Below are 22380 nucleotides of genomic sequence, written 5' to 3'. Positions count from 1 at the left end.
GATGCAACTTTTGAGAAGCCTTTTTATTACTGCAAAAAAAAGAATGGGATTAATTCAAAACTTCATAAAATTGGGGAAACCAAAGTCTTCCGTTATTCGTCTGTGTTCAGCATTTATTTAAAAAACAATTTGTAATCTTTTTTATCAAAACGGAAATAATTGTTAACTTTGTTATTCTACTTATATAGTAAAAATGATATATTATTTAGAAGACAGAAAATTCACTTTTGTAAGATTTTTGAAATACTTTAATTGTAAATAAGTAATAAATCATGTATAACTTTAAATATAATAGGTATGAGAAAAGTAATGGGATGGGTTAGGGAGTGATGAGTTGCAAGAACTAGAAGAATTAAAAATCACTATGGATTCTCTAGTCAGAGAAGAACGGTTTGATGAATTTTTTAGTTTGTTTGATCCAACAGCAAGTCTTGCATTACAAGAGAAAAATTACAGCTTATTGATTGATTTGAGTTTAAGTAGAAGTAAAATATACTATAATCTAGGGGATATACAATCCTGTATTGCCGACTTGAAAAAAATTACGGAATGGATAGACGATTATGGTACGGATAATCAAAGAATTACCTATTTAAATACGTACGCAAGTGTTTGTGGGGAGCTTGGGAACCAAGAGAAATATCTGGAATATTTAAATAAAGCAAAAGTACTAGCCATCGAAATTAATGATATCTATTCACTATGTAAGATTTATAATAATTTAGGAGTCTATTATCTAGTTAAAGAACAACCAGAAGAAGCTGTAGATATTCTTCTTAAGGCCCTGGAATTTTCGAAACAGCTAAATGATGAACAAGAAGAAGAACTTATGGTTTATGTAAGGTTAAACTTATCCAAAGGATATACGGATCTGGGGGAATTTCAGAAAGCTGAGGAGCTTTTTGATTTTTTATTTTCCTATATTGAAGGTAAGCAGATGATCAAAATATCCATTTATGTTTTACAATATAAGGGATTATGGTTCAAAGCACAAAAACGTTATGAAGAAGCAAATGATATCTTAGTGAAAGCGAAGGAATTTGCTTGTAAGAATAATGATTATATTTTATTGGAAGAAATCAATAAAATTTTAGTAGCAGTTATTACCGAGTTAAATGATAAAGATCGTCTAATCGCTATTCAAAAAGATTATATTGATATTCTATTGAAGCTGAATGAAATTAATTTAAATCAAAATATTATACAAATCGAAATGACTCAAAATGAAAAACAGTATGAGTCCATTTCAACCAAGGATCCTTTAACAACTTGCTATAATCGCCGGTACTTCGAGGAGAATATTAAGAAGTGGTTAAAGGAAGCAGAAGCCACTGCGCAGCTGTTAGGCTTTTTCATCCTTGATGTGGATTATTTTAAAAGGGTTAATGATCGATATGGCCATCTGATAGGTGATGATGTTTTAAAGCATATATCCAATATAGCAAACGATCACTTATCCGCATTTGACAGTATTTTTGCAAGATATGGCGGGGATGAGTTTGTTGCAATTGTGAAAGTTTCATCGAGAAATGAGTTGATGGATGTTATCGATCAACTGTACATGCAAATATCAAATACAATCATTGAAGTGGATGAAGAAAAGATAGCCATTCAAATCAGTTTTGGTGTGAGCACCAATAGCAATGGGATGATTACAGAATACAAGGAAATCTTTAAATTAGCCGATGATGCCCTTTACGAATCAAAACGGAATGGACGAAATCAATATACAATAAACAGTTAAAGGAATAGCGGATAGCTATTCTTTTTACTTTATTAAAATAGGGTTCCTCCAAAGATTACACTTTGCATAATGGAGAGTGACGGGATTTCATATAAATGATGCTAGCAAAAATATCAAGCCAATCCATACACAAAGTGGTGAATAGAAGGCGGTGTCTTGTCTTGCAAATCTAGTATGCTTGATTTTCTTGAAAAAACCTACGTATTTACCTTCACCAATGGCACGCAGCAAGAAAACAATTCCACCGGCTATACAAAGCCGTTTTGAAAGAGGGGAGGAATTGATGGCATCAACCAAATCTATTTGAACGAGCAGAAGCAAACAAGCAAAAAAGCAAAGTAATCCGATAAAAAGTGTCCCCGCCATTCTTGGTTGTAAAACTGGCAATTTACGATCATCTTTCGTTGGAAGAACCGAGTTTACTCCCCATCCTCCTCCAAATGCCCAATAAACGTGCAACATACCAATAATTATAAAGAGTAGGGACGTCAATCCGATTAAAAGCTTTATCAATATACCACCTCTTCCGTATGTATCTTCTTATACCACCAAACAAAAGAAGCCCGACTCAGATGAGAATTGGACTTCAAATAGATTTGCATTTTGCCTCTACCGCTTCAATACCGTTTCCGATAGTTTATTGAAAGTTTTTAATTTCTTATATAAATCCCGAATACATCGCTATAATCTTCTTTTGAGTAGTTTCTGCTGCTTTCCTGCAGCCAGTGATTGGTAAATTCGGCAATGGATTTAAAGGATTCACCGGGAGAGGTTTGGCCGTGGCCGGATGAGGCAAGACTCCTTGCCGCATATTCCAGGCTATCGAACATATAGTTTCGGTGCTTTTCATTTTCACGCATAATTTTTTCCATCGTAACTAAGCATTTATATAAATCCTTTGCTTTTTTTGAAAAGTTCTTATGAATTTCAATACTAAAAGCCGATTCACCAATAGTAAACTTAATCTCGATATCCAGGTCAATTGCTCCTGCCGTTTCAAAGGAGACTTGGCGTATTGTATTAAATTTATAGTCATATCGTTTTAAAGTCCGTTTTTTTAGTGCAGCAGAATCTCCGTCAACATGAATTAATGCAAGGTTAGTGAAACAATACTCATCAGTTTTAGTTTTAATAAGAAAATAGATTTGTTCCCCTTTTTCATATAATAAGTAATCATCAGATTGTGTTTTGTCATATTCATAAGGTTCGATTACTTTCCCAATATCCGATAGTCTTAGAGCGTCAGATGCAAACTTTTTAATCATCTTCTCTCTCCTTCTTCATGTAGCAAATTGGTGTTTAAAGGAACATATGCTATTGTGATAGCTTGTATAACTATAATTTTAATGTGCCTATTTTAAGCTGAAGAAAACAAATGAACTCACCCTAAGGTTACGAATCTCTTGTCCTAATAATTCTGAAAATATGGTAAAATAAACTGAAAGTGCGATTCTTTAAGGAAGTATTTAAAAATAAATAAAGCATTAGGAGATAGGACATGCCAGTAAAAACAATTATTTTTGATTTAGATGATACATTATTGTGGGATAAGCAAAGTATAAAAACGGCATTCGAAAAAACAAGTGCCTATGCACAGGAAAAATATGATGTGGATTCAGACAAACTAGAAGAAGCAGTAAGAGCAGAAGCACGTAAATTATATGAATCCTATGAAACTTATAATCACACAGTCCTGATCGGAATCAATCCTTTTGAGGGGCTATGGGGAACATTTGATGACCCGACAGATTCATTCCAAAAAATGAAGGAAATCGTTCCTGCATATCGAAAAGAAGCTTGGACAAACGGTTTAAAGACTTTAGGCATTGATGATCCGGCTCTAGGGGCTGAACTAGGGGAACGTTTTGTAGAAGAGCGCAAAAAATCTCCTTATGTTTATGAAGATACATACACCGTGCTCGACGCACTAAAAGGTAAATATCAACTAGTATTACTGACAAATGGTGCACCGAGCTTACAAAACCTGAAACTTGAAATTACTCCAGAAATCTTGCCGTACTTTGATCTTGTCATTATCTCTGGCGACTTTGGTAAAGGCAAGCCGGATCCGGAGCTATTCCACTTTATGATGGACAAGGCAGGAATTGCCGCAAGTGAAGGAATTATGGTGGGCGACAACTTAAATACTGATATTAAAGGGTCCGCAAGTGTCGGCATGAAAAATGTATGGATCAATCGCGAGGGCAATGTGAACAACACAGAAGTAACACCAACCTATGAAGTAACCTCGTTGACAGAGTTTTTAAAGCTTGTCGAGAGCCTATAAGAGAAGTTTGAACAGGTGGATGAAAAGTATTATTTTCTCCATCTGTTTTTTAGTGGAATTATTTTGGTACGTAGGAGTAGTTGTTTCTAGGACCAAACTATGGATGGCTTATATTTAAGTATGCGTCCGAGTACCCGCATGACTAAAGGCTACGCCAAGCGTTACATATAAAAAAGGGATACTTCACCAATAGTGAAGCATCCATAATAATATTAAAGTGTAATTGCCTTTACTTCATCGATATTTTCCAGCTGTGCTACATAGTTTAAATCTTCTTCCGTTACGCCGTTGTCAATTGTAAGCATCATGATGGCAGTACCGCCAACTTGATCACGGCCTACTTGCATTGTTGCGATGTTAATATCCTTTTCGGCAAGTTTTGTTGCTACGCGACCGATTGCGCCTGGCTTGTCAATGTTCTTAATATAAAGAAGGTGACCTTGAGGAATCACGTCAACCACGTAGTTTTCAACTTTTACGATACGCGCGCCTAAACCGTTAAGTAGTGTACCAGCAACTGTATGAACTTCGTTTTCTGTTTTTACTTCAACTGTTATTAGGTTTGTAAAGCCTTTGGCAGTTGTTGTTTTATGTTCATTAATTTTAATGCCGATTCGTTCAGATAAGTAACGGGCATTAACATCATTTACATGTTCACCATGATTTTTTTGCAGTAATCCTTTTAAATTGTTAGATGTTAAAGGACGTACATCATAGTTTGCAACTTCACCCGCATAAGAAATGTTGATTTCCTTTATCGGCTCAGTTGTTACTTGAGATAGGAATTTCCCCAATTTTTCAGCTAGTTCGAAGAATGGTTCCACTTGAGCCAATAACTCTTTTGGAATTGATGGCATGTTAACCGGGTTTGTTACAGTACCTGTTTTAAAGAATTTAATTATATCGTTTGATACGTCAACTGCTACTGATTCCTGTGCTTCAATTGTTGATGCACCTAAGTGTGGTGTAGCAATTACTTGAGGCAAAGTTAATAATTTGTGATTTGTTGCAGGTTCTTCCACGAATACGTCAAGGGCAGCACCAGCAACTTTACCTTCCACGATTGCATCATATAGATCATTTTCATCGATGATCCCACCGCGTGCACAGTTAATGATGCGTACATCATCTTTCATAATCGCGAATTTATCTTTATTGATTAGGTTGCGTGTTTCAGGCAGGAGTGGCGTATGTACCGTAATAAAATCAGCCGCTTGAACAACCTCATCTACTGTACCTTTGGTAATGCCAAGTTCTTTTGCACGGTCTTCTGTTAAGAAAGGATCATAAGCAATGACATTCATACGTTGACCCTTCGCACGGTATGCTACTTCAGTACCAATACGTCCGAAACCAACAACACCTAAAGTTTTGTTTTTAAGTTCAACACCTACGTAAGATTTACGATCCCAAACACCGTTTTTCAATGCATTATAGGCTTGTGGAATATGGCGGGCAAGTGATGTCATCATTGCAATGGTATGTTCTGCTGCAGAGTTGGTATTTCCATCCGGTGCATTTACGACAATGACACCATGTTCCGTAGCAGCAGTTAAGTCAATATTATCAACCCCGACACCAGCACGGCCGATTAATTTTAAGTTTTTGGCTGCCGCTATGATTTCGCGAGTAACTTTTGTTTGGCTACGTACTAAAAGTACATGAACATCTTCAATTTTTTCAATTAGTTGTTCTGCTGTAAGACCTGTTTCAATCACGACATTCAGATTTAATTCTGTTTCTTGGCGAAGTGGGAAAATACCATCTTCACTTAGTGGATCAGCAATAAATACATTAATTAAGTTAGTAGCAGTTGCAGTTTTTGTTACCATTGATAATACGCTCCTTTAAAATTTATTTCACAAAAAATTTAGACTATTGTGTTGACACTTGATGCATAAAACCATAAACCACCAAAATAATGACTACTTTTTATGCCCGCAAAAAATATAAAAGCCTTTCACTCCCTACAAATTAATGTAAGGGGCGAAAGGCAAACTTATCATACTCACTCACGCGGTACCACCCTTATTCGTTGCAAAAAAATTTTTTTGCAACCTCTAAGCAAATGCGTAACGTGCATGAAGCGGATAGGCATACTTTTTAGTTTTCAGCCAATCTATTCTGGAGTGGAACCGCAATCGTCGAAAACGCTGATTTTCACCAACCATCAGCTCTCTAAAGGTTTCAAACGAACGAGCATGTCTCCGTCATAATATTTTTCGTTGATTTAATTGTTAACATCATAATACCTATCGTTCAGTTCTGTCAACATAATTTCTAAAAAAAATAAAAAAAACATATGAAAAGGCTTACTTAAATAACTAAAAAACGAACATTATATAGATAATAATAAATTAATATTCGTATATTAGAGTACCCGAAAAATATTGTCAAATAGCTCAAAAATGCTGGGAATTACTTGATAAGTCAGAATATTAGTACGCAGATGCTTACAAAGCATGTTAGAAGAAAAGTAGAGTGTTTAGGGAAATAACACGATAAAACGAATAATTCCTATCTATTCAAAGAAAGCTCCTTAAGTTGAAAGTGAAGTAATTATCAGTCAAGAAAACTATAAAATGATAATGTTGATGTTTTTGGGATATCTGTTTACGGGAAGAAAAGTTGGCAAATATATATGAAGATAAAGGGAAATTGCAGCGAAAAATTGAATGTATATACTGAATAAGGATTCACTAAAGAAATGGAGGGTAATTAATGGCGTATGAAACAATAAAAATAGAAATTGCTGATCGACGTGCAACCTTGACATTCAACAGACCGAAAGTCGCAAATTCGATGAATCTATTAATGATGGAGGAACTTGCGGATTGCCTGGAGTTTTTAAGGGATAATCCTGAAGTGCAGATTTTGGTTATTAAAGGCGAAGGAAATATTTTCTCCGCTGGCGGTGATATAAAAATGATGGTTACTTCAGGTGATCCAAAGGACTTCGAGAGCATTATGAACTATATATCGCGAATGGTCCTAGCTCTTTACCAGTTGCCAATGATCACGATAGCGCAAATCCGAGGGGCCGCTGCAGGTTTAGGGTTTAGCTTGGCGTTAGGATGCGATGTGATCGTGGCAGAAGAGAATAGCAAACTTGCCATGAATTTCATCGGTATTGGGCTAATACCGGATGGTGCCGGCCATTTCTTTATGAAGGAACGAGTTGGCACACCAAAAGCAAAACAGCTGATTTGGGCTGGGGATATAATGAACCCGGAAGAAGCGTACCGATTGGGACTTATAGATTACCATGTAGACGAAGGCGAAGCGGAAAGTTTTGTAGACCAGCTCGTTGGGAAGTTTTTATCTTCTCCGATTTTAGCAATGCTAGAAACAAAAGAAATACTTCACGGAGAAAAAATGATGGAGTTAACGAACATTTTAAAAAGGGAAGCATCCGGACAAGTGAAGATGCGTAAAACAGAAGACCATCTTGAAGGAATCAAGGCGTTTATCGAAAAAAGGGCACAACAGTTTAAAGGAAAATAATAAAAAGGCGTCTCGAGCTTTTCGAGGCGCCTTTCATCATCATTAAACGTGGAATAAAACAAGTTTACCGGTAGAGTTCACAAGGCGATGCGTCGTATTTTCTACCCCTTTTTCTTCAATTTGTTTTTGTCCCTCTACCTTCGCCATTTCTTCATTTTCAAATGTCCAAACCTCGTCGAATAAAACTTCCCCCGTTTTCTCAAAAGCCGTAAATCGAAAATTTTCCATATCATCCCTACCCCTTTTATAGAAGATATAGTACATTATACAAGAAATAATGAGATAATTCATGGAATTAACGGGATTTCCAAATTATCCTATTTTTAGCTTTATGGATGTTGCTAAAGTAAATAGTTCTTATGAATTTCAATCGTATCAGTCGGGTTTGCATGTTACAATAGTAGTATCAGTGAGTCTAGAACTAGTATATAAAAAAGGAGTGTTTTCTGAATGAAAGGAATCACACAACTCCAAGCGGGTGAACAAGTAAATCAATTTTTATTAATCAAGCAAGCAACTAAAGGAGTTACAACCGTAGGAAAACCTTTCATGACACTCATCCTGCAAGATAAGAGTGGGGATATTGAGGCAAAGCTATGGGATACGAACGAAGACCATGAAAAAATGTACAGACCTGAAGTCATTGTACAAGTTGGCGGCGAAATTCATGATTATCGAGGAAAAAACCAACTACGCATCAAACAGATCAGAGTTGCTAAATCGGATGAGGGTATCCAGATCAATGACCTTCTTCCTTCTGCTACAACGCCGAAAGAGGAACTGTATGAAGAGTTGACGCAATTCTTCTTTGAAATTAAAAATCCAAATATTTCACGGATTACGAGATACATTCTTAAAAAGTATCAACAGGAGTTTTCTGTATTTCCGGCGGCTTCCAAAAACCATCATGATTATGCGTCAGGGTTAATTGATCATGTCGTTTCCATGCTTCGTCTAGGAAAAGCTATTTGTGATCTGTACCCTTCGTTGAACAGAGATTTGGTTTATGCAGGTGTCATCCTGCATGATATCGGAAAAGTGAAGGAACTTACCGGCCCGATTGCCACTACGTACACAGTAGAAGGGAATTTACTTGGCCATATTTCAATCATGGTGGATGAAATTGGTCTAGCGGCAAAAGAATTAAATATCGATGGCGAAGAAGTCGTGATTCTAAAGCATATTGTCTTATCGCATCACGGGAAAGAAGAGTGGGGGAGCCCGAAGAAACCAATGATTCAAGAGGCTGAAATTCTCCACTATATTGATAATATTGATGCAAAAATGAATATGCTGACAAGAGCATTAGCGAAGACGAAACCTGGTGAATTTACGGAAAGACTATTCCCATTGGACAACCGATCTTTCTATAAACCTACATTCGAATAGGCAATTAAACAAGGCACCCAAATGGTAAAGTGCCTTGTTTTTTTATTTAGGATTTTGTGTAAAAAGGAGATGTTAAGCTTCACCCTGAAGTTTCCTCATGTTTTCGTTCGGCTTACTTTTGTATATTTTCTAGATCATTCACTATTTCCTCGGTGGGAACTTCGCTGTAGCCATCATAGGATTTAACAACCGTTCCATTCTGGTCTACAAGAAAATACTTGATATCATGGACAACATCATCCGAACCCCTTAACTTTTTTACGACGGTATTAAAGGATTGCAGGGCAAATTGGGTCATTTCCGTTTGCTTATAACCTGTTAACAGCTCCCATTTCGATGTATTCTCTACAGGATAATAGGAGAGATAATTGTTTAGAATGTCTGGTGTATCATGGGCGGGATCAACCGTAAATCCAACAATTTTGTAATTTTCAATGTTCTCTTTTTCAATTGCGTTGTGTACATCTACCATATTGGAGGTCATAGGAGGACAAACTGTGCTGCAGCGAGTATATATAAACATGGCGAGCCATGGGGTGCCTTTAAGGCTTTCCAAGGAAACTGTGTCGTTTCGATGATTGGTGAATTGAAAATCTTTAACTTTAAAATCATGCTCAGCTTCAAATTTTGCAGCGGAACATCCAGAAAGAACGGAAATACAAACTAAAACTAACAGATAAATTCTTTTCATCACAAACACACCTTTGTTTTTAGATTATAGTTTGTACAAAAAAGAGAAATATTTGCCCTTTTAAAAGTTTTAAACTTCCTTTTAAGAATTATTGGAAGTAAGGAAGGAATTTCTATATACTTATGACTTGACCTAAATAGAGAGTGAGGAGAAGGGGATTGAGTTTACCAAATTGCCCAAAGTGTAATTCGGAGTATACATATCAGGATGGGGAACAATTCGTGTGTCCGGAATGTGCCCATGAATGGATGACAGGAGACGAACAGCTTGAAGCGGATGAATTGGTTGTAAAAGATGCAAATGGCAATCGATTGGCGGATGGCGATACAGTGTCGATAATTAAAGATCTAAAGGTGAAGGGAAGTTCATCCACTTTAAAAGTAGGGACTAAAGTAAAAAATATCCGACTTGTTGATGAAGACCATAATATCGATTGTAAAATTGAGGGATTTGGGGCTATGAAGTTAAAGTCGGAGTTTGTCAAAAAAATCTAATACAAAGAAAAACGCGTAAACTTTATGTTTACGCGTTTGCATTTTACTTTTCAGAAGTATCTGCTTCTTTATCGGAAGAAGTATCTTCTGCCTTATCAGCAGTATCTGAGTCAGTAGTTAGATAAGTAGATAAAGCTTCTTTTAGATCTTCGTCTTTAATATCCACATCTGCATCTTTTAGCAATTCTGAGATCTTAGCTGTAAAATCTCCTTTTTTAGCAGCAATTGCTTCTTTAATTTCGTCTTTTTTCTCTTCTAAAGTACCGTAATCTTCAACTTCGCGCTTGTCCGTCACTTCGATGATATGGTAGCCGAATTGAGATTGTACTGGTTCACTAATTTCATTTAATTCAAGTGCATATGCAGCATCATTGAATTCATCAACCATGGAGCCCACTGTAAACCAGCCTAGCTCTCCACCGCTGGATGCTGAACCATCAGAAGAGTATTCTTTTGCTAGTTCTGCAAAATCGCCGCCAGCTTTTAATTTTTCAACTACAGTACGGGCAGTTTCTTCGTCAGCAACTAGAATGTGACGTGCATTAAGTTCATATTTAGCTTGGTTGTAATATTTTTCGATTTCTTCATCTGTTACTTCTACATCCTTAGTCGCTTTATCTTGTAGAAGTTGGAAACGTACATTATCTTTAAATGCTTCTTCTGTTAAACCGTTTTCTGCTAACACGGTTTCAAAAGACTCGCCATATTGATCTTTTACTGAGTTGAATTGCTCGTCCACTTCTTCATCAGTAACTTCATAATTATTTTCTAGAACTTGTTCAACAACAACTTGCTCCAGTAATGCTTTCCCGGCAAGTGATTTAACGTCTTCATAAAATTGATCTTTTGTAATGTCACCATAAGTAGTGGATACTACTACTTCGTCGCCGGAATTACTACAAGCTGCTAAAGCGAAAACAGAAGTAGCCAGTGTTATTGCTAAAAATGGTTTTTTCATGTGTGTATACTCTCCTAACTTGGATTGAAATCAATAGTAACTATATCATAAACGTTTCAAAAACAAAATGGTTGCATGTTCGTTTGCCTAAGCACAGTTTGCATGCAAGCATAGTATAGTTCTTGAAAGGGGGTGTCGTAATGGGAAATAGCTACGGTGGCGGATATGGAACTGGTTTCGCTCTATTGGTTGTATTGTTCATCCTATTAATTATTGTTGGTGCAGCTTATATGTACTAATTAGTAGGGAACAAGCTAAAGTACGAAAGAGACAGGGAGCTAAAGGCATTAGCCTTTAGCTCCTTTTTGGCGGATAAGAAAGTAAACTGACTTACCTCCATAAGTGTCACTAAGATTCAATAGCCCAAAAGGCTGGCGATCAACCTGGTTTTCAAAAACTTGAACGTACAAATACCGTTTCCCAATTATCATTGGGTAAATTTCAGGCTTAATCTTTATAATGCTACATAAACTTCAACATAAAATGATACTAATAAAATAGTGATTAATATATTTATAGTTCGGAATATTTTTTCATGTTTTTCTTCTGGTATGTCTTTTTGCGTAACTAGTGCATATGTCATCCGATTAATCTGGAATAAATAAAATACTGAGAATAGCACTACAATTAAAAGTAGCAAATCTATTCCTCCCCTCTTTCACTTCCTTTAAGGATACAAAAAATGTCAATATAACACAAGTAAATGGTCCCTCTTAAATACAAAACTGAATACACAAACTAATGGCCTAGATAATTGACTGAACCAAAATTTCACAGCCTTTAGGTGTTTCTTCAATGACAGAATCCTTTGGTGCCCGGATTAAATTTTTTATAAATAATAAATCGATAAAACAAATACTGCAGTGGTAGGCCAATAATAAACACGAAAAATGAGCGTATTCTTCATAGGCAACAGCAAGGTATATAAGCAGGCCATTAATGATAATAAAGGGCGCTGCCAGGGTGAAGACATATCTCTTCTTCGGGATGATGGCTTTTATACGCATTCTTATGATTGGAATGAATTTATACTCGATTTTGACACGTAATTTAACCGATTTTCTATATTCAAACAATGAATAATAGTGCAGCAGCTTATGGATTGGATAGATCAGCACCAAACAAAGAGCAAATAGCCAGAAAACATCATCCCGATAAAATATTGGATGAATACGGCCAAATACTAAAAATGATAAAGAAAAAACAATTATAAATAAAGAAATAGCCATAGTTGTTAGCCATGCAGAGCCATATTCCTTTTTTATGTTAATTGTCTTCCAACAATGCAAGATGGACGACCCCTTTTTTATGGATTTTAGAATGATTAAGTTTATTGTGAGCAACTATTTATTATTTTTACTTCCGTTTGCAGTGAAAATATTGTAAATGATATGAAAGGCAATTGCTACTGTATTTTAGAAAAAATTTTTTGATAAAGATTATGGAAAAAGAAAAAGAGTGTATCGCTACACTCATAATAATCCTTGATATTCTATATTGTATTCATGCAAGCAAGCTTGAATTGTTCAAATTCATCTTTTCAAAATGAGTTGTTGATCTTCGTTTTCAACAATAGAGTCTTTGAAGTTCTTAAATGAACGTTCAAAAATCTCGATAAAATCTTCTCCATAAATGTTACGAATAACTGCCATAACATCTAAGAACTCTGGGAATCTACCATATAGTTCTTTTAATGCTAGAGATCCTTCAAGGATTGAATGATGTGTATCGTAATAATGGTCGTACATTTCCAAAATTAAATCAGAGCCTTTTTGCGTAAGTTCAACGTACGTATTGCGCTTGTCGTCATCACGTTTCGAAAACTCCAGTAAGCCCCGCTCCTCAAGTTTTTTGGAGAAGTTAAAAGCAGTGGAAACATGCATAACGCCAAATCTAGCAACATCAGAAATTGATGCGCCTTTTAAGTGAAATGCAATCCATAGAATGTGGTGTTCATTGATGTTTAAATCGTAAGGCTTAATCCATTGCTGCCAATCTTTTTCAACCGCTTTCCATAATGCCTTGGATAATTGTGCTATTCGTTGGCTATAGAGCATGGCTTCTTTCATTGTGTATGAATTTTCTGACAAAGCAAACACCTTCTTTCATTTACATTATAAAAATATTATAGCAGTAAAAGAAAAAAGTTTAAAGTTAGAAAAATTAAATAATTGAATTAAGGTGAAAAAATGTTATAAATTAGAAAAAAATAGTTGATTTCTACTCAAGTAAGTGCCAGATTCTAGGATGAAAGAATCACTCTTTTTCTTCCTCTTTCTTCTTCTTATTATTTAAATCTGATAAATTATTCTCGATTTCTATAATAGATTTCTGTAAACCATCTATTTCTTCTTTTAACTTCGCTGTTTCTGGTTCAATGTCCTGGGAGAATCTTGAAAAGGAGTGTTTTAATCCGTTTATTATTTCTGGGATATTATTTTTCACTTCACTTTTTATTGTCGTAAAAGAGTCTTTTACGCTTACAGAATGATGCTTAACTTCGCCAAGATACGACTTAGCAATTTTTGAATTTCTGGAGATGTTCGATCTGATTTGTTTTCCTGGTTGAGGTGCCGTGAAGAGCAAAGCTGTAAGTCCTCCAATAACACCGGCTGATAATCCAATTAAAAAAGGTTTTGTACGCATTTATTCCACTCCTTGTGATATGTAATTTACTGCATTCCTTGTATCCTTTAATTTAAAATTTCCTATTCTTACCCATATTAAACCATGAATTTGCCGAATTAAAAAGAATGGAAGAGGGATGAAGGTGTTGAAAATAGAAAAAAAGTGTAGTCAAAGTCAGTTTTGACTTTAACTACACTCGAATTATGCTTGTGACACGGATGTTTTGAAATTTGCACGTTTTAGAAGGTTTGTGATAATTGGATAGATGATGATAAAGGCAATAGCATTAAATGCAACAGCAGGTAAAACAACTGTCACAAATAAAAAGCCAAATGTGGCATCACCAGGTAATCCTGCTAATAATAATGCCATTGAAAGGAATATTGTTCCTGAAACAATTGTACAAATTCCAACAAGAACTGTTCCTGTTGCAACCTTTTGAATTAAGTGGCCAACAGCTAATACAATGCCTAAGAACACAAAACCTGTAATTGATTTATCAATGATATTTGGGAAGAAGCCACCTGGGAATGTTGAAAAAAGACCTGAAAGAACTCCTGTTGTTATTGCTAATAAAAATGTTTCTTTAAAGGTAGGGAATAATAGAATCCCTATAAACATCATTGTCAGCATGAAGTCAGGTTTCATGCCTTGTACAAACCCGGGAATCACCAGATAAAGTACCGCACCCACACCTACTAAAAGTGCCATTAAAACTAAGTTTTTTGTATTCATTTCTAAACTCTCCTCTACAATTCTATTCTCTTGGATTCCTAACGTGCACTCATTGCCGTTAGCGAAACTTACATTGATTTTAATCTGTAAAGATATATTTTGCAACCTCGTGTAATAGAATACTAATATTATCGTTTATTCTATTTAAGATTTTCCTTGATTTGGGCTGCTACGGATTGAAGGATGTCAGGTGTAAATTCTCCTTGTTTTGTTTCCCAATTAAGTTTTAATCCGTCTGTTTCGTCATAACGCGGAATGAAGTGCAGGTGATAGTGGAATACCGATTGACCTGCAAATGCCCCATTATTATTAAGCGTATTTAAGCCTTGTGGCTGGAAAGCCGCTTTAATGGCATTGGCAATTTTTGGTGCTGCAGCATAAAGGTTTCTTGCCACTTCTTCCGGCATTTCAAATAAGTCCTGGACATGCTGTTTTGGAATCAGTAATGTATGCCCTTTTGTCAAAGGGAAGACATCCATGAAGGCATATACGTTTTCATCTTCATAGACTTTCGTGCTGGGAATTGACCCATCAATAATTTTACAGAAAATACAATCGCTCATTCGTAACATCCTTTCAAAAACATTTTAAAGTAATTTTAACATATGAGAACTGATTCTAATCACAATTTTTGTTAAACTGAAAAAAGAATGGAGTGACTAATAAATTATGACAGTTCTACAACTAACAGACGTTACAGGTGGTTACACAAGAAAACCAGTAATTAAAGAATTATCTTTTACAATCGGTGAAGGAGAGCTGGTAGGTTTAATCGGTTTGAATGGTGCTGGGAAAAGTACGACGATTAAGCATATTATCGGAACACTCCTGCCTCAACAGGGAGAAATACGTTTAAATGGTGTGACTTTAAGTGAAGATCTTGATAAATATCGCTCTTCATTTTCCTATATTCCAGAAACACCGGTTTTATATGATGAGCTAACTTTAAGGGAGCATCTTGAATTAACTGCAATGGCTTATGGCATTGATGAACAGACGCTGGAGGTGCGTTCGCAAAGCCTGCTTAAGGAATTCCGCATGGAGAAACGCTTAAACTGGTTTCCTTCCCATTTCTCAAAAGGGATGCGCCAGAAAGTAATGATCATGTGTGCCTTTTTGGTAAACCCACAATTGTATATTATAGATGAGCCTTTTGTCGGCCTTGATCCACTAGGGATTCAATCGCTACTTGAACAAATGGATGAGAAGAAAAAAGATGGGGCTTCCATCCTTATGTCTACGCATATTTTATCGACGGCGGAAAAACATTGTGATCGGATTATTTTATTGCATGAAGGGCGAGTACGCGCTCAAGGGACGATGAATGATCTCCGCAGAGCTTTCCAAATGCCAAATGCAACTTTGGATGACCTCTATATCGCCATGACAAAGGAGCAAGACCATGAATAATTTGCAGGAGGTATGGTCAAAGCGGTTTAATCACTATATGACGGAAGTGCAAAAATATATGCGCTTTGTGTTTACAGGCCATTTGGCACTCGTACTAGTCTTTGTCATTGGTGCAGTAGGGTATCAGTATAGCGAGTGGTTAAAAGAGGTAGCTGGTACTTTTCCCGCGGAGTGGATTGTCGCAATGGCAATTGGTTTCATTTTAGCGCTTAGTCGGCCGGTTACCTTGCTTAGAGAACCGGACCAAGTGTACTTATTGCCATTGGAGTCGAAAATGTCTAGCTATTTCATCAGTGCACTCAAATGGACATTTTGGTCGCAGACAGGACTTCCTTTCATTATTTATATCGTCGCAATCCCCTTACTGAAAGCCGTAACGGAATTATCCTCAGGTCAAATTTGGTTGGGGTTGGCGGTTATCGTTGTTTTAAAGTATCTCAATGTACATAGCGAGTTTAACTATCGTTATGCCAATCGTGGGGCTAGCTTAGCTATCGATCGAATCACTCGGGGAGTCCTTTCGATTTTAACAGTGCAATCTGCACTTACAGACGGGTATTCCTATGTGATTATCTTTATCATTCTATTATTTGTGTACAATCGTACATTGGCGAAGAGAGTGAAGCTGCAGCCGATCCCTTACGAGCATTTTGTGAAGGTTGAGCAAAATCGGATGATGGGTTTTTACCGATTTGCCAATTATTTTACGGACGTGCCACATTTACATGGCTCCATCCGAAGAAGAGGCTGGTTGAATTTCATCTATTCCATTGTGCAATACAATCAAAAAAATACACAAAGCTACTTAGTGTACCGTACCTTCATTCGAACGGATGACCATTTTTATTTGTGGGTTCGGTTAACGGCCATCTCGGGTTTAATCGCATTGTTCGTTAATATACCGATTGTTACGTGGATTGTTGCAGCAGCTCTTGGGTTCGCTACAACGATTCAATTAAAATATGCTTTATTATCCTCCGGTGATTTCCGCATGGATCGGCTTTACCCAGTGGATGGCTCACAACGAAAGAATGCTGTGCGCAAAGTATTAAGGCTCTTTATGGTAATCCAGGCGATTGTTGTAATGTTATGTTCTATAGGACAACCATTGTTTTTTGTAACAGGTATTCTTGTGATTGCAGTTAGTGAACTGACTTTCCAGATGACAAAGGACCCTTCAATTGAATACTAATGAAAAAGGAGTACTAAAACTGTGATATGTTTTAGTACTCCTTGTTTTTTTATAAAGTGGAAACAAGCAGAAATTGAACTTCTTCTTCGCTATTATTCCACCAATAATGATGACGGGTCGATTCAAGCATCATCGAGTCTGTTGCGTGCAGCTCTGTTATTTTCCCTTCCAATGAAATGGTAAGTGTCCCTTTGATGACATAGATAAATTCATGACCATAATGGGTAAATTCATTACCCACGTTTTCCTTCGGTTTCAAGGTAACGAGAATAGGATGGAAGGAAGCTTGAGTTATGTTGTTTGAAAGATCTTCGTAATAGAATGGGAATATTTTTTCTCCGAAACTTTCATCTTTGGATTCAGAGAAAAATATACTTGGATTAACATTTAATGCGTCACTGATTTTCCTTAATGATTCCAGCGTGACATTACACTTGTCCCGTTCAACTTGAGATAAAAAACTGATTGAAACGCCAGTCTTTTCGGATAGGGACTTAAGCGTCATCTTTTTTGTTTTTCTGGTTTTTCGCAAGATTTCACCTATGGTCATGTGCAACACGTCCTCATACTAAGCTACCAAAATTATACTCCAGAGAAGGAAGTTGCTCAAAGAAATAAAACTATTGACTGAAAATTCTAAAGTGTGTAATAATTTTATCAATAAATTTAAGTGTCACTTAAATCTGATCCTGGCCTTTATTTTTTACTTATAAATTTAAGTGGGGCTTTAATTATGAAAAGGAGGAAATTTATGAGTAGAAGTCAAATGACGAAAGTCTGGATTGCTAGTTTGGTAGGTAGTTCAATTGAATGGTTTGATTATTTTCTTTATGGAACCGTTGCGGCACTAGTATTTAACCAAGTTTTCTTTGTTACTGAAGACCCGACCGTCGGATTATTGTTAGCCTATACTTCGTTGGCTTTGGCCTTCTTTATACGCCCTTTGGGTGGGGTCATCTTTAGTCATATCGGCGATCGAATCGGAAGGAAAAAAACGTTGGTTATGACCCTGACGATTATGGGTGTTGCCACTGTATTAATGGGCTTGCTTCCTACTTATCAAGCAATTGGTGTAGCTGCACCCATTTTATTGATTACTTTACGTCTAGTACAAGGTATCGGAATAGGCGGTGAATGGGGCGGATCACTGTTGCTAGCAGTGGAATATGCGCCAAAGGATAAGCGTGGATTATTCGGGGCTTTCCCTCAAATGGGTGTGACAATCGGTATGTTTTTGGGATCGGGTGCCTTAACACTCATCACTTCGGTAGTTTCCCAAGAAGCATTTATCTCGTGGGGCTGGCGTATTCCATTTGTTGCAAGCAGCTTGCTGGTGATTTTTGGATTATGGATAAGAAAAGGACTGGATGAAACACCGTCATTTAAAAAGGTGCAAGAATCAGGAGAAATACCTAAACTACCGATCGTCGATATTTTTAAATACCATTGGAAGGAAGTTCTTATTGCCATCGGTGGGAAGGTAGTTGAAACAGCGCCATTCTATATTTTCGCGACTTTTGTTGTGTCATATGGAACGAATAACTTGGGCTTTACAAGTACTCAGGTATTGGTAGCGGTCATGATTGGGACGATTGTGACAACAATTTTAATGCCTGTTATGGGGAGTCTATCTGACAAGATTGGACGCAAGAAGGTCTATATTTACGGAACAATCGCTATGATGGCCTATGCATTCCCTTATTTCTGGCTACTGGAGCAACGGACATTTGCCACGCTTCTAATTGCTACAATTATTGGATTGGGAATCATATGGGCGCCAATCACGGCTGTATTAGGAACAATGTTCTCAGAAATTTTTGATGCAAAAGTTCGTTATACTGGTGTTTCCCTGGGCTATCAAATTGGTGCCGCTGTTGCAGGGGGGACTGCGCCATTAGTGGCTACAGCCTTATTGGTGCGATTTGATAATTCCTATGTTCCTGTAGCACTTTATATCATTTTAACCGCTGTGATTTCTTTAGTTGCAGTATTGGCTGTAAAAGAGAAAAGCAATCAGGAACTTGATGAATTTATAAATGGAAAAATGGACAGTCATGATCGAAATGTTGCTAGTAAAGAAAAGGTGGTACAACAGTAGAAGACGATAATTATATAACGGAGTGTTACAAATGATTATATTAAATGAACAAGAGATTAAAAGTTTCTATAAGGTAGAAGATGCGATTAGAGATATTCGGCAAACATTAAATGCGAAAGTACAAGATAAAGTGCTATCGCCTCATCGAACGGTATTGAAATTCCCGCATAAAAATAGTACCTCTATATATATGCCGAGTGCAGACCTGGAAAATAATATAGCAGCGGTGAAAGTAGTATCGATTTTTCCGAGTAACCCGGAAAAGGGCCTGCCAACTACGCAAGGGATCATTATTTTAACAAGTACCGAAAATGGCGAACACCTTTCCATGATGAATGCTTCTTATTTAACCCGTCTTCGAACAGGTGCAATGACGGCCATTGCAACCGACTATCTTTCCAGGAAAGAGGCTGAAGTATTAACGGTAGTTGGTACGGGGGCTATGGCATTTGAACAGGCTTTAGGAGTTTTGGCAGTACGTAATATAAAGCAAATTATTTTGTTTAATCGTACGGCAAATCGGGCTGATTTATTTGCTCAAAGGTTAAAGGATATGGGAGTGGATGCTTCTATTCATATTGTAGATGAAGTCAATGAAGGGGTGAGTAAAGCGGATATTATTTGCTGTGCGACCAATTCAACAAAGCCTGTGTTTGATGGGGCATTCTTAAAACCGGGAACACATGTAAATGGTGTAGGCTCTTATTTACCGCATATGCACGAACTTGACCGTACTACTATTATAACAGCCTCCAAAATCGTTGTGGATGATTTGCATGGAGCGATGGAGGAAGCAGGAGAGTTAATGGAAGCGAGCAAGGAAGGAATTTGGTCATTCCATCAAGTTTATGGAGAGCTGCAAGACTTGGTAAGTGGTCAGGTACAGGGGAGAGAGAATGAGGAGGAAATTACCTTCTTTAAATCGGTAGGGGCTTCCTACTATGATTTGGCTGTTGCAAAAGGGGTTTACCAGCAGTCGCTGAACGGTAGCAAGGGTTATTCTATCGATGTATAAAATTATGCAATTTAAATAAGAGAAAAGCTGACCGACAAAGTCGTATTGCAACGACTAAGTTAGTCAGCTCATTTTTATTGAAGAGTTGAAAAATATACGCTTCAGCTGTATAAGTATCCATTGCACTTCATCTAATGGAGTACGCTAAGCCAAGTGTTCTATTTTTCCTCAGCAAGTTTTCCTGAATAGGTTGTAACATAGCTTGCAGCATTGAAAATGTTTTGCTGCTGGACACCTGGTGTTGTACGGTCTGGCTTGCTATGCGCTTCTTTGAAGGCTTGTGAGTTCTTCCATGCTTCAAAAGAACTTGGACCCGTCCATTGAGTTGCGACAATATACGTATCGGAAGCAATGGGGCGCAGTAAGCGATAGGCAATAAACCCAGGTTCTTTTTCGATTGCACCGGAGCGGCTTAAAAAGCGCTTTTCAAAAACCGGCCTGCCTTCATCAGAGACGGGAATGTTGTTGAATACAAAGTATCCTGTTTGCTCAAGTGGATTAACACTGTCGATTACCTCGTATTTGCGTGGTGTTGCAAAGACTGATTTTCCTTCGGTTTCATGAAGAAGCACAGAGTTGCCTGAACCATGCAGTACAAACATCTTCTCTTTCGGTACATATTTTTTTCGTAAGTTTTCCATAAAATCAGCAGTTCCGGAAGTTAAGTAAATAAACATATGCATCCAACCCCTTTTACCTGAAATTACACTACAACTACATAGTGAAGCGTCAATAGGTTTGCAATACCTCAATTAAGGTATTTTTAAACCCTGCTTTCGCTTTTCCTATTTTAATAAGAACAAAATAACAATTTTTTGTCAAAACTTATGATGGAAAAGCTTAGTGTATAGAACAATTTTATGACATTTGGTCGATAAAACTATACAATATCCCGCTAAAAGTATATATTTGAAAACGGATATCAATGACATATTTATAATCTTTGTTTGATCAAAATAGCTATTTGCTTCCTTGTTGAAAAAAATTTCGTGTCGGTAAGAAAAGGCTTACAATATGAAATTTCCGTTCACAAGATATTGATGAATACGCTAAAGGGTAATTGATTAATAATTGAGGGGAAGGTACTTAGATGAAAGCATTTAATGATACATTACTGCGCGCAGCAAGGGGCGAGCGTACAGATTACACTCCAGTATGGTATATGCGGCAAGCAGGCCGTTCTCAACCGGAATACCGCGAGATAAAAGAAAAGTATTCTCTTGAAGAAATTACACATCAGCCGGAATTATGCGCTTATGTAACAAGATTGCCGGTAGAAAACTATAATGTGGATGCGGCAATTCTCTATAAGGATATTGTAACGCCACTACCGGGAATTGGTGTGGACGTAAAAATTAAAGCAGGAGTAGGTCCGGTCATTTCGAACCCGATCCGTACTGTTGCAGATGTTGAAAAACTTGGGGATTTCAATGCGAAAGAACATACACCATTTGTATTGGAAACAATCAAATTGCTGACACAGGAGCAGTTGAATGTTCCGCTAATCGGCTTTGCAGGTGCACCGTTCACTTTAGCAAGCTACATGATTGAAGGCGGTCCTTCCCGTAATTACAACAAAACAAAATCATTTATGGTATCGGAACCGCGCAGCTGGTTTGCCCTAATGGATAAGCTGGGCGATATGATTATTGCAGACATTACAGCACAGGTTGAAGCCGGGGCGAAAGCAATTCAGATTTTCGACTCTTGGGTTGGTGCTTTAAATGTAGAGGATTACCGAGTGTTCATCAAACCGGTAATGACCCGCATTTTTGGCGAATTGCGCAAAGAAAACGTACCGTTGATTCAGTTTGGTGTCGGTGCCAGTCATTTAGTCAATGAATGGAATGACCTACCAATCGATGTTGTTGGCCTGGATTGGCGTATGCCGATTCGGAAAGCACGTGAGCTAGGGGTTATGAAACCGGTACAAGGTAACCTTGATCCTTCATTGCTGCTTGCAGATTGGTCTGTAATTGAGCAAAGAACAAAGGATATTATCGATCAAGGACTTGAAGTACCTGGACACATCTTCAATCTAGGTCATGGCGTCTTCCCGGAAGTAGATCCGGATGTATTGAAACGCCTGACAACTTTCATTCATGAGTATAGCCGTGAACGCGTAAACCAACTAGGCTAATATGGTATGATAAGCGATAATATAATAGTTTAGCTAAAGTAAATGGTGTTATTTTTCTAGAGGAAAATCATAAATTGAATAAAATTATGAGGTGA

At 37.1% G+C, this 22380-nt stretch carries 25 protein-coding genes and 1 other annotated feature; of the genes, 11 read left to right on the top strand and 14 right to left on the bottom strand.

The genetic code is table 11. The features are described 5' to 3' along the window. Positions 1-334 precede the first annotated feature (334 nt). The gene (locus QYB95_RS06505) at positions 335-1744 is read left to right on the top strand and encodes a tetratricopeptide repeat-containing diguanylate cyclase (protein ID WP_301137476.1); all 1410 of its coding nucleotides are present in this window, start codon (positions 335-337) and stop codon (positions 1742-1744) included. 87 nt (positions 1745-1831) lie between these two features. Here QYB95_RS06505 and QYB95_RS06500 read toward each other — a convergent pair whose 3' ends face one another. Beyond that, complete coding sequence (locus QYB95_RS06500; RefSeq protein ID WP_301137475.1) at positions 1832-2257, bottom strand: DUF3995 domain-containing protein; 426 nt, start codon at positions 2255-2257, stop codon at positions 1832-1834. Positions 2258-2394: 137 nt separating this feature from the next. Next, a complete protein-coding gene (locus QYB95_RS06495; protein ID WP_301137474.1) occupies positions 2395-3009 on the bottom strand; it encodes a PH domain-containing protein in 615 nt (204 codons plus the stop codon). 233 nt (positions 3010-3242) lie between these two features. Here QYB95_RS06495 and QYB95_RS06490 point away from each other — a divergent pair, with 233 nt between their 5' ends. Next, positions 3243-4031 carry an HAD family hydrolase gene (locus tag QYB95_RS06490; protein WP_301137473.1) on the top strand — a complete coding sequence of 263 codons (789 nt, stop codon included), beginning with the start codon at positions 3243-3245 and terminating at the stop codon, positions 4029-4031. 212 nt (positions 4032-4243) lie between these two features. Here QYB95_RS06490 and serA read toward each other — a convergent pair whose 3' ends face one another. Continuing rightward, entirely contained in the window at positions 4244-5863 is a 1620-nt protein-coding gene (gene serA / locus QYB95_RS06485; RefSeq protein WP_301137472.1) for a phosphoglycerate dehydrogenase, read from the bottom strand. A gap of 147 nt (positions 5864-6010) precedes the next feature. Further along, positions 6011-6254 (bottom strand) — a binding site (T-box leader). A 498-nt stretch (positions 6255-6752) separates the two neighbouring features. Here serA and QYB95_RS06480 point away from each other — a divergent pair. Then, the gene (locus tag QYB95_RS06480) at positions 6753-7535 is read left to right on the top strand and encodes an enoyl-CoA hydratase (RefSeq protein ID WP_301137471.1); all 783 of its coding nucleotides are present in this window, start codon (positions 6753-6755) and stop codon (positions 7533-7535) included. Positions 7536-7577: 42 nt separating this feature from the next. Here the strand turns inward: QYB95_RS06480 and QYB95_RS06475 are convergent, their stop codons facing one another. After that, a complete protein-coding gene (locus QYB95_RS06475; RefSeq protein ID WP_301137470.1) occupies positions 7578-7763 on the bottom strand; it encodes a YhzD family protein in 186 nt (61 codons plus the stop codon). A gap of 222 nt (positions 7764-7985) precedes the next feature. Here QYB95_RS06475 and yhaM point away from each other — a divergent pair, with 222 nt between their 5' ends. Next, positions 7986-8924, top strand: a complete 939-nt coding sequence (gene yhaM, locus QYB95_RS06470) for a 3'-5' exoribonuclease YhaM (RefSeq protein ID WP_301137469.1) — start codon at positions 7986-7988, stop codon at positions 8922-8924. A gap of 112 nt (positions 8925-9036) precedes the next feature. Here the strand turns inward: yhaM and QYB95_RS06465 are convergent, their stop codons facing one another. Then, positions 9037-9615: an SCO family protein gene (locus QYB95_RS06465; protein WP_301137468.1), complete on the bottom strand. Its 579-nt coding sequence runs from the start codon at positions 9613-9615 to the stop codon at positions 9037-9039. A gap of 158 nt (positions 9616-9773) precedes the next feature. Here QYB95_RS06465 and QYB95_RS06460 point away from each other — a divergent pair, with 158 nt between their 5' ends. Then, positions 9774-10109: a zinc ribbon domain-containing protein YjdM gene (locus QYB95_RS06460; RefSeq protein ID WP_301137467.1), complete on the top strand. Its 336-nt coding sequence runs from the start codon at positions 9774-9776 to the stop codon at positions 10107-10109. Between the two features lie 43 nt (positions 10110-10152). On the opposite strand, the gene QYB95_RS06455 is transcribed toward QYB95_RS06460, so the two are convergent. Further along, a complete protein-coding gene (locus QYB95_RS06455; protein WP_301137466.1) occupies positions 10153-11067 on the bottom strand; it encodes a peptidylprolyl isomerase in 915 nt (304 codons plus the stop codon). A 140-nt stretch (positions 11068-11207) separates the two neighbouring features. On the opposite strand from QYB95_RS06455, the gene QYB95_RS06450 reads away from it, so the two are divergent. Continuing rightward, positions 11208-11306, top strand: coding sequence for a YjcZ family sporulation protein (locus QYB95_RS06450; protein ID WP_301137465.1), 99 nt, complete (start codon positions 11208-11210; stop codon positions 11304-11306). A gap of 215 nt (positions 11307-11521) precedes the next feature. Here QYB95_RS06450 and QYB95_RS06445 read toward each other — a convergent pair whose 3' ends face one another. From QYB95_RS06445 to QYB95_RS06420, 6 genes are all read right to left on the bottom strand, one after another. After that, complete coding sequence (locus tag QYB95_RS06445) at positions 11522-11707, bottom strand: hypothetical protein (protein WP_282991218.1); 186 nt, start codon at positions 11705-11707, stop codon at positions 11522-11524. 106 nt (positions 11708-11813) lie between these two features. After that, a complete protein-coding gene (locus QYB95_RS06440; protein ID WP_301137464.1) occupies positions 11814-12356 on the bottom strand; it encodes a DUF3267 domain-containing protein in 543 nt (180 codons plus the stop codon). A 243-nt stretch (positions 12357-12599) separates the two neighbouring features. Beyond that, a complete protein-coding gene (locus QYB95_RS06435) occupies positions 12600-13157 on the bottom strand; it encodes an HTH-type transcriptional regulator Hpr (protein ID WP_301137463.1) in 558 nt (185 codons plus the stop codon). A gap of 166 nt (positions 13158-13323) precedes the next feature. After that, complete coding sequence (locus QYB95_RS06430; protein ID WP_301137462.1) at positions 13324-13713, bottom strand: YtxH domain-containing protein; 390 nt, start codon at positions 13711-13713, stop codon at positions 13324-13326. Positions 13714-13896: 183 nt separating this feature from the next. Further along, a complete protein-coding gene (locus QYB95_RS06425; RefSeq protein ID WP_301137461.1) occupies positions 13897-14430 on the bottom strand; it encodes a tryptophan transporter in 534 nt (177 codons plus the stop codon). Positions 14431-14570: 140 nt separating this feature from the next. Then, positions 14571-14993, bottom strand: coding sequence for an HIT family protein (locus QYB95_RS06420; RefSeq protein ID WP_301137460.1), 423 nt, complete (start codon positions 14991-14993; stop codon positions 14571-14573). A gap of 106 nt (positions 14994-15099) precedes the next feature. On the opposite strand from QYB95_RS06420, the gene QYB95_RS06415 reads away from it, so the two are divergent. Together QYB95_RS06415 and QYB95_RS06410 are read left to right on the top strand one after the other, a co-directional pair. After that, on the top strand, positions 15100-15840 hold the full coding sequence (locus QYB95_RS06415; RefSeq protein WP_301137459.1) for an ABC transporter ATP-binding protein: 741 nt from the start codon (positions 15100-15102) through the stop codon (positions 15838-15840). Then, positions 15833-17032: an ABC transporter permease gene (locus tag QYB95_RS06410; RefSeq protein WP_301137458.1), complete on the top strand. Its 1200-nt coding sequence runs from the start codon at positions 15833-15835 to the stop codon at positions 17030-17032. Before QYB95_RS06415 ends, QYB95_RS06410 begins: the two co-directional genes overlap by 8 nt. A gap of 49 nt (positions 17033-17081) precedes the next feature. On the opposite strand, the gene QYB95_RS06405 is transcribed toward QYB95_RS06410, so the two are convergent. Continuing rightward, positions 17082-17582, bottom strand: a complete 501-nt coding sequence (locus QYB95_RS06405; protein ID WP_301137457.1) for a helix-turn-helix domain-containing protein — start codon at positions 17580-17582, stop codon at positions 17082-17084. A gap of 201 nt (positions 17583-17783) precedes the next feature. Between QYB95_RS06405 and QYB95_RS06400 the strand changes: the two genes are divergently transcribed. Then, a complete protein-coding gene (locus QYB95_RS06400; protein ID WP_301137456.1) occupies positions 17784-19130 on the top strand; it encodes an MFS transporter in 1347 nt (448 codons plus the stop codon). Positions 19131-19161: 31 nt separating this feature from the next. Next, positions 19162-20145 (top strand): ornithine cyclodeaminase family protein, encoded by a 984-nt coding sequence (locus QYB95_RS06395; RefSeq protein WP_301137455.1) that lies wholly within the window; start codon positions 19162-19164, stop codon positions 20143-20145. Between the two features lie 158 nt (positions 20146-20303). On the opposite strand, the gene QYB95_RS06390 is transcribed toward QYB95_RS06395, so the two are convergent. Further along, a complete protein-coding gene (locus tag QYB95_RS06390) occupies positions 20304-20822 on the bottom strand; it encodes an antibiotic biosynthesis monooxygenase family protein (protein ID WP_301137454.1) in 519 nt (172 codons plus the stop codon). Positions 20823-21235: 413 nt separating this feature from the next. On the opposite strand from QYB95_RS06390, the gene hemE reads away from it, so the two are divergent. Beyond that, complete coding sequence (gene hemE, locus QYB95_RS06385; protein WP_301137453.1) at positions 21236-22285, top strand: uroporphyrinogen decarboxylase; 1050 nt, start codon at positions 21236-21238, stop codon at positions 22283-22285. The last annotated feature ends 95 nt before the right edge of the window (positions 22286-22380 follow it).

Source organism: Ureibacillus aquaedulcis (assembly GCF_030418165.1).
Classification (GTDB): Bacteria; Bacillota; Bacilli; order Bacillales_A; family Planococcaceae; genus Ureibacillus; species Ureibacillus aquaedulcis.
Note: the sequence above shows the minus strand (reverse complement) of the source record. Positions and strands in the feature narration are given on the sequence as shown.